General features: G+C 34.6%; 9 protein-coding genes and 1 riboswitch. Of the genes, 3 read left to right on the top strand and 6 right to left on the bottom strand.

From position 1 onward, the window contains the following. Positions 1-21: 21 nt before the first annotated feature. From OM075_RS11645 to OM075_RS11625, 5 genes are all read right to left on the bottom strand, one after another. Positions 22-1059 (bottom strand): FecCD family ABC transporter permease, encoded by a 1038-nt coding sequence (locus tag OM075_RS11645; RefSeq protein ID WP_301190691.1) that lies wholly within the window; start codon positions 1057-1059, stop codon positions 22-24. Next, entirely contained in the window at positions 1049-2170 is a 1122-nt protein-coding gene (locus OM075_RS11640; protein ID WP_301190690.1) for an ABC transporter substrate-binding protein, read from the bottom strand. The genes OM075_RS11645 and OM075_RS11640 overlap by 11 nt, the downstream gene beginning before the upstream one ends. Beyond that, entirely contained in the window at positions 2154-3026 is an 873-nt protein-coding gene (locus OM075_RS11635; protein ID WP_301190689.1) for a sirohydrochlorin cobaltochelatase, read from the bottom strand. The genes OM075_RS11640 and OM075_RS11635 overlap by 17 nt, the downstream gene beginning before the upstream one ends. Before the next feature lie 4 nt (positions 3027-3030). Continuing rightward, entirely contained in the window at positions 3031-4470 is a 1440-nt protein-coding gene (locus OM075_RS11630) for a PepSY domain-containing protein (protein ID WP_301190688.1), read from the bottom strand. Between the two features lie 132 nt (positions 4471-4602). Further along, positions 4603-6780: a TonB-dependent receptor gene (locus OM075_RS11625; protein WP_301190687.1), complete on the bottom strand. Its 2178-nt coding sequence runs from the start codon at positions 6778-6780 to the stop codon at positions 4603-4605. Positions 6781-6919: 139 nt separating this feature from the next. Next, a riboswitch (cobalamin riboswitch) is annotated at positions 6920-7131 on the bottom strand. Positions 7132-7354: 223 nt separating this feature from the next. On the opposite strand from OM075_RS11625, the gene OM075_RS11620 reads away from it, so the two are divergent. Next, on the top strand, positions 7355-8200 hold the full coding sequence (locus OM075_RS11620; RefSeq protein WP_301190686.1) for a tetratricopeptide repeat protein: 846 nt from the start codon (positions 7355-7357) through the stop codon (positions 8198-8200). Positions 8201-8482: 282 nt separating this feature from the next. Continuing rightward, entirely contained in the window at positions 8483-10252 is a 1770-nt protein-coding gene (locus tag OM075_RS11615; protein WP_301190685.1) for a hypothetical protein, read from the top strand. A 91-nt stretch (positions 10253-10343) separates the two neighbouring features. On the opposite strand, the gene OM075_RS11610 is transcribed toward OM075_RS11615, so the two are convergent. Next, complete coding sequence (locus tag OM075_RS11610; protein ID WP_301190684.1) at positions 10344-11615, bottom strand: NAD(P)/FAD-dependent oxidoreductase; 1272 nt, start codon at positions 11613-11615, stop codon at positions 10344-10346. 216 nt (positions 11616-11831) lie between these two features. On the opposite strand from OM075_RS11610, the gene OM075_RS11605 reads away from it, so the two are divergent. After that, a complete protein-coding gene (locus OM075_RS11605; RefSeq protein WP_301190683.1) occupies positions 11832-12716 on the top strand; it encodes an alpha/beta hydrolase in 885 nt (294 codons plus the stop codon). The last annotated feature ends 109 nt before the right edge of the window (positions 12717-12825 follow it).

The raw sequence follows: 12825 nt of genomic DNA, 5'->3' as shown, positions 1-12825 counted from the left end.
TCCTCTCTTTCCCTTGTGCCATCATCTATTCGTTTTTCTTCTGTTCCAAATCACCCAGATAACCACCGGAGCACCAATAAATGCCGTAACTGAATTTATGGGTAATTCGTTTTCTACACCCGGCAAACGCGCCATTAAATTGCAGAGTAGGGTAGTGGCTCCGCCAATAAGGCAGGTATTGATGACCAATAAAAGATGGTTTGATGTTTTTGATAATAATTTGGCCAGATGAGGAACAGCAACACCAATAAAAATGATGGGACCGCAAAATGAGGTTACAATGGCAACCAATATACCCGACCATGCAATAATGGCTAATCGGGCACTCTTTATTTTTAATCCCAGGTTGGCAGCATATCTGTCGCCTAAAGCCAATAGGTTTAATGGTTTATTTAAAAATATAGAGGAAAAAGAAAGCACTACAGTCACCATAAAAAATATCCATGCATGGGCAGGAGCCATTCTGCTAAAACTTCCCAAGCCCCAGATTACATAATTGTGAACATCTTCCTCGGGACTGTAATATTTCAACAAGCTTACTAATGAGCTGGATAAGTATCCTATCATAACTCCTATAATCAAAACACTTAAAGTTCCTCCAATATGATTACTGATGAACATAATCAGAAACATGACTGCAGCTGCACCCAATAAGGAAGAAACAATAGCTCCAAAATCGCCCCAAGCGCCCATATTTGTAAAAGATAATCCCAGTATATTACCGGTAAATAACATGGCAAATGCCACTCCCAGGCTCGAACCTGACGAAATTCCAAGGATAGATGGACCGGCCAGCGGATTACGAAATAAGGTTTGCATTAATAAGCCTGATATACCCAATGCCATTCCGGCACCTATGCTTACAATTGTTTGAGGTAACCGGGTTTTAAATACAATATTCGAATACACCGTATTGGCAGTATCTGAGCCTAAAAAGATGGCTTTAAACTCATGCAATGGAATATTAATAGAACCCAATGTTAAGTTGAGAACCATCAATACCAAAAGCAATACAATGCAGAGAATTATAATTAGAGATGTTTGCTTATTACTTGTCATTCAGTTTTTCATAAAATTCAGGTGAATACTCAGGTAATAAATCAGGATGAAAGAAATGAATGTAATCTGCCAATAAAACATCCGGTTTAACAGCGGCTTGTTCGTAATAGGGTTTCTGACGAATATTGCAAAACAGTACATTGCCATTCTGAAACGCTTTAAAATCTTTATATCTGCTATCTTGCTCTGCCAGATCAGTTAAAGAAAACCCATCTTTTTCGGGATTAATAATGCGCCAATAGTCACAATCAAAAGCTTTTTTATACATGGTTTCAAAATCCAAAGGGTAAGCTCCCTGATGATTATCTTTTATGATGTAATCAGCACCCGCATCCTTAAAATAATGTGCGTAAAAGCTTTCTCCTCCCGGAACATACCAGCTTCCTGATCTCATTTTACCCGAAAAAACGGTTGGTCGGTATTTCACGGTATCGGTCAATGATTTTAGATGCGCATAATTACTTTCTATTTTGTTAAAGATAGAATCTGCTTTTTGCTCCTTATCAATAAATAAAGAGATCATCTTAATCCATTCAGCTCTTCCAAGAGGTGTTTTTTCGTTGTAAGCCGCAACCGGCACCAAAGGGATTCCCATGTTTCGTAAAGCATCAAAACCTCCTGCTTTAAATGGAGAAACAAAAATCACATCCGGATTAATAGCGGCAATCACTTCAAGATTAAAGCTACCTTCTTTACCAATTTTTTTAACAGCACCTTCTTTTACTTTTTGATGCATGCCTTTGTGCTTCAGATATCTGCTGCTATTAATGGCTGCAATGTTGTCAATATCATCCAACTCAAAAAAATATGATAATTGAGTTGAAGAAAGACAAATAATTTTTTTACAAGGTACTTTGATGCTGTTGGCATATTTTAATTTTAAAGCAGCATCATAAACGAGGTTGTAGGTTTCTTTATGATCCCGATCGTCAGCACTGGTATAAATGGTCAGTTGCTTTACTTCATCATTTTGCTCTATTGAAAATTCCTTGGCATAATCTAAAGCTTTCTTTTCAAGGGAAGCTGCACTTTGTTTCATTGTTTTATTTCCTGAGTTACAACTACAGAAAATAACCATCATTAAGAAGCCAGTCTTATTGATCCAATTCATCCCAGCTCTTTTTTAAGTGTTTGATGTAAATAGAAACAATGTTGTCGTACTCAGCCAAGCCTTTTAAACTTGGCGTTACGGTAAAACCTTCAGCCTCTAACATTGATTTCCAACTTTCTTTTTCCTCTCCAACCATGTCATTTTGAACATGATCGCCACAAACGGTCATAAATGGAGCAAGAATTACATTTTTGATTTTTTCTTTATGTAATGATTCAATGACATCCCCTAATTCAGGATAACCTTCAACGGTACCCATATAGGCTTGTGGCATTTGTTTTTGAAGGTAATATTCAAAGCCTGGGTAATAAATGTTACTGAAATGACTTGTTCCATGGCCCATGAATAACAAGGCCTCATGTTTATGAAGCTGAGCTGAAAAAATATCCTTTAAAGCCTCAGCAAGTTCTTTATTATCCTGGTTGTTGTATAGCAATGGATCACCCAATATAATTTTTTGCGGACCTTTAGGAATCACAGCAAAAGCATCAACTGTAGTCTGCAAATCGTGATATTCACTTCCCGGAATAACATGCAGCGACTGAACGGCAATATGCGTAATGCCATCTTCAGACATTCTGGCTAAAGCCTGAGCCGGAGAGTCAATATATTTTCCATTTCGTGCCAGTTTACGTCTTATAAATTTGGAAGTATATGCCCAATATATTTTTGTGTCAGGGAAACTTTTTAAAGTTTCTTCCTCAATATTTTGAAAAGCAGCCTGGGCTTCCGGATAACTACTACCGAAAGAAACTAATAATATGCCTTTTGTTTTCATCTTTTGAGCCTTTATATTTTGATGAGTCATTGCAAATAGCAATGTAAACATCGATAAAAAAACGATTCTTTTTGTCATTAGACTAAGACTTTATATTAAGAATTTGTTTAAAAAACTTTTTAGAAAGTATCAAACCTGTGTAACAGATGATAATTCCTGCAATAGAAACGATAATTAGCAGGGTTTTTCTGAGCCAGTCCATTTCTTTTAAAAACTGAAAATTAAAAGTATGTAAAGCCCGGTATAACCATCTTCTTACGCGCTTATTTTTATTATATCGTAATATTTCTTCTCCTGTTTGAGGGTTGATATAAAGCCAGGTTTTGGCATCATCGTTTAAAACTACTTTATAGGCTATTTGTGGAATATAAAGCATTGCATTCGAACTATAATAATTATCGTACCCCTTTCGAATGCTTACTTCAGGATTGTATTTCCCAAACTTTTCCTGAGCCTGTTTTTTAATAGCAGAAAGCTCATATTCATTGGCCGGTTGAACAGATCCATTCTTCAGGAAATAAGCTTCCGGAACCTGATAATCATTATAATACACTAAATAATAGGGTGTATTGAAAATAGTTTTCCATTCTATTTTTCGTATTCCTTCCTTGTTTTTTATTGCTTTATAAATAGCAGAAGGTGCAATGCTTTTGCTTTTTGTAAGATCCAGTTTTTGATCCCAGGTAATTTTCTCCTTCCTAGAAATACCAACCATCCAATCCGGAATGTTGGTTATAGATATCAAACCACTTAAAATAAAAGTGAAAACAAAAACGCCAAAAAAGTATCCGAAGATGTGATGCCACTTGTAGTTGAACTTTTTAAATGGAGTAATGCGATTTTTCTTTTTACGATAGATGCCTACTGCAATCCCTGAAATACTGGCTAATAATCCTAAAACGGATAGGATGATCATGATAGTTTTCCATAAGCCCATTTGATTGCGCAGACTCACAAAATATACCCAATGAGGAATGGCGCTGAAATAGGCAATCCATCTTTCTTTTCGGGTTGTTTTTTGAATGATGCTTCCTGTCTTTTGCGAAACATAAACCACCGAGTGAGCATCATCATTCATATAGCATTTATAAAAGGGTAGGAGGGTTTTGTAATAGCTCCAGGGCACCCACTGATCAAGTTGGTTACTGATTGAAATTTTGTGTGAAGTAGATTGGGTATAGGACGATGCCAATTGATCTGCCTGATCAATGGTAAATGCTTTGAGGGGTTCTAAGGTTTGGGCATTGTAAACTTTTTGGGTTTTTCTGCCAGAAGAAACTCGGTATACAGGTTGTCCTAAATATTTTTCCAATTCAACAGATCCTTTAAAAGATGAATCCGGAGCTTGTAAGTTTTGAATTTCCTGGGGTGAGAATGTTTCTAGATGAAGAAAGCGTTTTTCGCGAGAGGCATGAGGGTAACCTGTAAAGATGAGAACGATACCGGTTAAAAACCAAATCAAGCACATCAAACTCATAATGGCTCCTGTGATTTTATGTACCTGAAAAAATATTTTTCTCATGTGATTGATCATTTACCCTGGCCAGGCCAGTATTATTATTCATTTTAATTAAACCACAGAGTATCCGTAGCAGGAAAACAATGTGCATATGAGTTGATACTCTGTGGTTTTAATTGAAAAAACAAACAGTTATTATTTTGAAAAATTTATAGTTACTCCCATAAAAAATGTTCTGCCTGGTGACAATGTTCCGTAGTGCGAACCATAGGGACTATCATCAACGAAATCAAGTATGTTATCGATTCCGGCAGTTAATTCTATATTCATATTTTTTATTGCGGTGAATTTTTGACGTGTTGAAAAGTTAAGCAACTGGTATCCTTTTGCATTACCATCATCATAGAATTTCTCATCCTGAAAACGCCCTGTAATTGACGCTCCAAATGTGTAATCATCAGCAGTATAGTTATAATCCAGATGAATATTACCGTAATTTTCAGCAACACCTTCAAGTTTCACATCATTGCTCAGGTCTTTAGCATCTACATAGCTATATCCGCCGCCTATTGAAAAACCGGCACCTAGTACCCTATTAAACAATACATCAATACCTTGAGATCTGGTCTCGTCAATATTATAATGTTTTCTTCTTGTTTTAATACCATCCTCAGCATCGCCAGGCTTTAAATCTTCTGATTTATAATCAATCAAATCATCTACATCATTACGATATGCAGATACACTAAACGATGTTTTTTGAGTATTGTATTCAAATCCCAAAGAACTGTACTGGGATTTTTGAGGATCAAGATCTGTATTTCCCATGTATACAGTAGAACCTTTATGGTATTCGTAATAAAGTTCTTTAAGTGTTGGAGCTTTGTAACCCAAGCCATATGTACCTCTCAGGTTTATTTTATTCCAACGATAAAGCACAGAAACCTTTGGAATAAATGCTGTACCAAACTCTTCATGTTTTACCAATCGGGCGCCTGCTACAATATTCAGGTTTTCGAAAAATTTCAATTCATCCTGAGCTAAAAATGCATAAGTGTTTACATCAGCTTTTCCTGCAATTACTCTGTCCGAAACCATTTTTTCGTTCAGGTAATCTGCTCCTAACGAAAGCTTATTGTTTTTAGAAATCGACTTGATATATTTTAATTGTGCATTAGATAGCTGTTGGTCATTGTTGATTGATAAGTCACCTTTAGCGTAATCTTTGTATTCCTGATTATATCTGTAGTAATATTTGTTGTGATCATTATGGTAATCGAGGGTGATAAAATCTTTTTGATTGATTAAATATTTTACTCCGGCACCCAAAGTTATATCTTCAAAATAGTACCCATATTTACCTACAGATTGCGGACGGAATCGGTCTTTTTCGTAGTAACTTCCTTCGGCGTAAACCGATAGTTTTTTAGTAATATCATAGTCTAAATGCTGACTAATGGTATAATCATCGTATTCAATTTGTGCCTGAGCCTCAGTTTCTATCAATTCTTCATCGTCTAATTCATTTTTACTCAATTGCCATCCATCAGAGTGTTTTTTTGTAAATGAAGTGCGGGATGATAGTTTACCAATGTTTAAATCCAAAGCATTGTTTTGTTGCCAGGTATTAAAGCTTCTTATTCTTGAAGCATTGCTAACATGTACTTTTTGATTTGATTTTTTAGTAATGATATTGATTACTCCGGCAATAGCATCGGTTCCGTAAAGTAACGACGAAGCACCTTTTACAATTTCAATACGTTCAATATCATCCGGGTTAATACGGTTTAGGTCAGAGTTTCCACCAACATCGCCATAGATGCGTTTCCCATTGATTAGTACCAGAATAAAATCGTTACCTAAACCATTCAATTTCATCAAAGATCCCATAGAACCAGGATTAAAATCAAATGAAGGACTTAAAGTCATCATTAAATGTTCGAAGTCCGGTGCACCAACGCTTTCAATGGTTTTCTTTGAAATAATTTCTGTTGGCACAGGAGCTGATTTTAAATGATGTGGTGTTCCTGTTCCGGTAACCACAACTTCACCCAACTTGTTATCGGATTCAGTCATTTCAAAATCAAATACATTATCTCCGGCATTAATGGTTACCGTTTCTCTGATGCGTTTAAAACCAGAATAAGAAACAATTAAATCGTAGGTGCCGGGTTTGTTAATTTTAAACTGGTAGTCTCCGTTATTGTTTGTTGCAGAGCCAATTGTGGTTCCTGCAAAATATACATTTACTCCGGGTAGAACACCTTTGGTATTTTCTTGCGTAATTTTTCCTTTAATAATTGTTGTTTGTGCGCTCGCAATATACGTAAAGCAAAGCATCACAAAAGTCAAGGCAGCGCCTATCTTTTGCATGTCTATTTCTTTAATAATTAATAAAATGCATCAGACAATCGTCCAATACTATAAAAATCAACAAGGTAGAAATGCGAAACTTGAAACTACGCGCGTTTAGTTTTTATGAATCAACTTCTATCCCGGAAGTTTAATCGTTACTGATTAAAATAACCTGGCAGGTCTTCTGGCTCGTCCTGTTTTAAGGCCTTCCCATCCAATTTCTGGACAGTGGCATTAGTGTTCTTAAAACAATATTAAGGACTTACAGCTGCGGGTACAGCTCCGGAATTTTCATTGGTATGAAGCACCGGATTCCCATTTTAAGGTTTCTTCTGAAAGAAGAAATCCACCAAATCGCTGCAAAAGTAATAAAATAATTGAATTAGAAGGTGAATAAATTGAATTGAGTCATAAAATACCATTTGTAGGGGAGGCTTTTGATTTTCAACTTATTGTTATATCGCAGGTCTGTTGCGATCTATGGAGTTATTCATGTATTTCTGAAAAAATTAAGTGCTGATAAACTTGTCATTCTAAATATTTATTAAAAGATTGCATCGCTATTAGTCATTATAAAAGCGCAAATAATAGCATGTCAAGATTTTTATTACTACTTATTTTCTTGGGTTTATCAGTACAAATATTCTCTAACGATACCGAAATTGCACAAGATTCAATTGAAAAACCGTTGTACAAACCATTTATTGAACGATATATTCTTGATGAGATTAAAAATTTACGGGAGGAGAATCAACGCTTAAGGGCTTTGGTAACCAAACAGATTGCTGAAGCAAAACTCGATTCATCCGACAGGGCCATTCAGTATACAACAAGCACCGTCAACAACATATTTTATATTATTACGGCAGCTGCCTCCTTATTAGTGCTGTTAGGATGGCGATCGCTTAATGATATTAAAAAGAGTATTAAAAGTGATACAGCCAAGCGCATACAAGGATTAACCGGTGATTATGAAAGTCGTTTACAGCAGATAGAGCAAAAAATGATGGATCGTTCAAAAATTCTTATTGAAACACAGCAGGAAATCACCAATACCAATTCAATTCACTCCTTATGGATGCGTGCCGGATTAGAAAAAAGTGAAGAGGATAAAATTTCTATTTATGATGAAATATTAGACATTAAACCCAATGATATTGAAGCTATGACTTATAAAGCGGATGCTTTGTTGGAAATTGGAGAGGTGCGATGGGCTTTAAATTTAACCAATACGGCTATTGAACTTGATAATGAATATTCGTTAGCTTATTGGCAAAGAGCATGTGCTTATTCTCAGTTAGATAAGCAAAATGAAGCAATCCGGGATATTGAAAAAGCCATTGAATTGTCTGAGACTTTAAAAGATGAAGTTGAGAATGAAAAACATTTTGATAATCTTCGTTCCAATAAACGCTTTATTACCATTATAAAATCATAATGTAACGGAATATAGTCAAAACTATTTATAATAAAACAAGGGCAAATTAGAGGGTGAAACCTTTATTTTGCCCTTGTTTTGTTTGGGGTATATCACAAAATATCAGGTTGTAACCAGTTGAATAACAATTTGATTATGTATCTCTAATAATGTATATTAGTTGACCATTAATTAAGGGTAGACTTGTAATATAAACCTGATACTTTTTGCTATGAATATGAGGAGCAATTGTAATATGGTTTTGTTATGGCAATGATATTAACCAATATTCATCTATTTATTATGACAAAGATATATCTGGCAATACTCCTTTTTGTAGCCCTTTTTTATTCTTCTCCGTTATGCTCGCAAAATAATTACAAAAGAAAAATCTCTATAAGTGAATGGGTAGATGAAATGGAAAATTGTAAGGATGTTTTATACCGACTTGAAAATACTGAAATATATTTCGATGAGGTTAAGGATTCACTTTCTTCTTTTATAAAATTCCAATATTTATTATCAGATACGACTTTAGACCAAGTAAAAACAATTAAGCCAATTATACTACTCAAAGATTGTAAACTGCCTGATAATTCTACCTGTTCTGTTAGTAATTTGGTGTTCAATAACAATGTTACCTTATATAATTGTGAGGGTGCTTCACAGTTTAGATTTATTAATTGCACTTTTAAAAAAGGTATTGACTTTCGCAATTTAGAACTGAATGATATTGAATTTTGGAATTGTAAGATACTGCATAGGGTAGTAGTATATGAAATGCGAGCCAGTGTTTTTCTTTTTTCAAATTGCTCATTTTATGCCGATTCAACAATTATTTATAGTCCATTTGTTAATGGTGATGAAAAAGAACGTTCAGGTTTTCAGTATCTGTTTATGATTAGGCAGAATGAAAGAAAGTTGAATAATTTTTATCTGGATCATTGCAAAATTTCTTCATCCGGAGTCAAACCAGTGCTTTCTATTCATGGTGGTAAATATGATGTTATAGGCTTTGACAATATTGATTTTTCTAATGGTATTTTAGATTTTAATAACTGTTCAGTAAAAGAAAACTTATTGATTGAAAGATGTAAGTTTACACAACCAATAGGGAGTAATAATTTTTCATTCCCAAATAACAACACTTCTTTTAACTGGGCGCAGATAGATTCTGTAGGCCTTGGTTTGTATGATGGTTATAAGCAGTCGCCATTTACTCATTTATCAGATACACTTGTTTCGGATGTGTATATTTTTAATGCATTACAAAGTTCTTACCGTAAGTTTTTTACCATGTATAAATCGCAAGGTGATAATGAATCGGCTAATGCTTGTTTAATACAGATGAAAGATATGGAAACCAGAAAGTATAAACATTTATATACACAAAACCCTGGTATTCAAAGCTGGTTTAATTGGCGGTTCAATCAATTTCTGAAATATTTTTCAAAATATGGTACTAGTCCGGTGCAATCCCTTATTATTTCACTTTGGACTATTTTAATTTTTGCTGCAGTATACTTCTTTTTTTATAGTGATTGGGATGGGATTAACAGATCATTCCTGATTAGACAACACAGGAAACTTCTGGAATATTTTCGTTCAGAACAACGATTAGAGGATTTTTATACTGTGAATTATAAAGAGGATTTTAAAACATTTGAAGATTATAAAAATGAGATGAAAGTAAGTTATGCTGAAATCCCTTTTTTTATTGTTTTGTTGGGAAGGCCCTTATATCTGCTATCCATCATTAAGCATAAAATAGCAACTTTTATATACCGAAGAACAGAATTATTACAAGGTCGTTGGAGCAGTCTTAAACCCAAGCGTAAGGTTTTTGTAGGTATAACAATTAGTATTGTAATTTTTGTTTATTTACTTTACCTAACCTTGGTAAGGGTACTTAATGCTACAACACTAAGCATCAATGTTTTTTCTACATTAGGATTTGGAGCAATACCTGTAAAAGGGATTTCAAGGTATATTACCATCATTGAAGGATTTTTGGGATGGTTTTTATTGAGCATTTTTAGTGTATCTCTCATCAGTCAAATGATTCAAAACTAAAATACATAGGCATCTTATTGATGAGAAATTTTAGTGGAAAGTTAATTATTGGGGAATTAAGATATACAGCTTAAATCCCCAAATTATTATTTTACTTCTTTTTAAAAGGTCGTATTAAAACTCTTAAAGATTGATCTCTAGAAAAGTAGCTTTGTGCCCAGTTGATGAAAATAAACAGCCTGTTTTTAACGCCAACAATTGCCATTAGGTGAACCATCAGCCATAAAAACCAGGCAATAACACCTGAAAAACTAAATCCGGGTAAATCAACAACAGCCATGTTACGTCCAATGGTAGCCATAGCACCTTTGTTTTTATATTCAAACTGAAGCGCTTTATTTTCCTTTAGGTTTTTGGCTAATAATACAGCCTGTTGAATAGCAACCTGTGCCACCTGTGGATGACCATGAGGATATAAGTCCGTTTCCATATAAGCAGTATCACCTACAGCATAAATGTCTTTTGATCCTTTGAGTTGATTTGTTCTGTCAACAGCTAATCGGTTCCCACGAACATACTGATCATCAGCAATTCCATTGATGCGTTTTCCTCCAACACCTGCAGTCCAAACAAAGTTTTGTACTTTATACTGCGTACCATCCTGAAGGGTCATATTTTCACCATCATAATCTTTAATCATGGTATTCAGGTGTACTTCAACGCCAAGTTTTTCAAGGAATTTAAGCGCATCTTTCCCTGCTTTATCACTCATTCCGTTTAAAAGGCGGGGTGCCGCTTCGTAAAGCCTGATTTTCATTCGGCTAAAATCAAGCTCAGGATAATCTTTAGGTAAAACGTAGTTTTTCAATTCTGCAATAGCTCCTGAAAGTTCCACTCCAGTAGGGCCACCACCAACAATAACCATCGATAATAATTTAGAATGTTCTTTTCTGTCATCCGTTAAGATGGCAGCTTCAAAACTTTCTAAAATACGATTTCGAAGGTTGATGGCCTGAGCTGTTGATTTCATTGAAATACTATATTTTTCAATGTTTCTGTTACCAAAGTAATTGGTATCAACTCCGGTTGCAATAACCAGTTTGTCGTATGTTAGCTCACCAGCTTTGGTGAGAATTTTCTTTTCTTCAGGAAAAACTTCCAGTAATTCAGTATTTCTGAAGTGTAAGTTTGTGTTTTTCTGAAACACTTTCCGAACCGGAAAAGAAATGTTGCTCGGCTCCAAACCTGAAGTGGCAACCTGGTAAAACAGAGGTTGAAACTGATGGAAGTTTCTTTTGTCAATCATAACCACCTGATAAGGTGAATTGGCAAGTTTTCGTGCCAATTTTAATCCTGCAAATCCCGCACCTATTATTATAACTCTTTTTTTACCGTTGTTTGGCAAATTGAAACTGTTACTCATGCCTTAACTATTGTCTGTGTTTAACTATAGACTAAGTAACCTTCAATTAAAGAAATTGTTCGTTAATTAAAGTTAAACCCTAAAATTATAATCAATGCCTGTGTATCAAAGGTTTTTATTATTTAAAATTTGTTAGTTTTAAGCAGGTAATCCTTTACTTAATTAAGATGAGACATACCATAATGATACAACCTCCATTAAAATAAATTTGATCCGATGAAGTATTTATTTATTCTTTTTATAATCACACTCATTGCATGCAATCCAAAAAAAGAGGATGAATTATCAGCCGATTATTTTTCTGAAACAGTGCAATACAAGCAAATTGAAGGGATTGATGCAGATCTCTTAAGTTTAGATGTCTATTTCAATAGCATGACTCAGATAAAAAAGCCTGTTGTAATTTGGGTTCATGGTGGAGGATGGAGTATAGGAGATAAGGCTAGTCAAATAGACAATAAGGTTAATTTGTTTCAGACATTAGATTATGTTTTTGTTTCAGTCAATTATCGTCTGAGTCCATTCCCATATGAGTTAAACAATTCTGATCGGGTAAGGTATCCGGATCATAACACCGATGTTGCAGATGCGATAAGATGGGTTGTAGATCATATAGATCAATATGGAGGTGATCCTTATCGTATGGTTTTAATGGGACATAGTGCCGGAGCACACCTTGTTGCTTTAACAGGAACCAATGCTTCTTTTTTAACTAATGTTGGTTTGAATCTTGCAAACATAAAGGGTATTGCTGCTATCGATACGGAAGGATATGATGTTTTAGATCAGGTTCAGGATAATTCAGATTTATATATCAATGCATTTGGAACAAATGAAGACGAGAACATTCAAGCTTCTCCAATTTATAATATTCAGAGTGGCGTATCATATCCTAAGTTTTTTATTGCCAAACGAGGAACTTTTTTGCGATTGGCAAAAGCCAATGCATTTATTGATAAGTTAGAACAAAATGGTGCTTCTGTATGGCAGGTAGATGGAAGTATCTATACGCATAGCAAAATTAATGAGGCTATTGGAGCACCTAACGAAACACTCATTACAAATGCTCTCGTTGATTTTTTTCAGGAGTGTTTTAATTAAATAAGCGAATACTTTTCATAGCTATACATTAATTAAATAATCAGGATAGATCATATTGCCTGTTTTATAAACTATCACAGATAAATATTTTAAATATAATACAGTCCCT

The sequence above is a fragment of the Plebeiibacterium sediminum genome (assembly GCF_026013605.1).
GTDB classification, from domain to species: Bacteria; Bacteroidota; Bacteroidia; order Bacteroidales; family Marinilabiliaceae; genus Saccharicrinis; species Saccharicrinis sediminus.
This window is presented reverse-complemented; position numbering and strand designations above follow the sequence as displayed.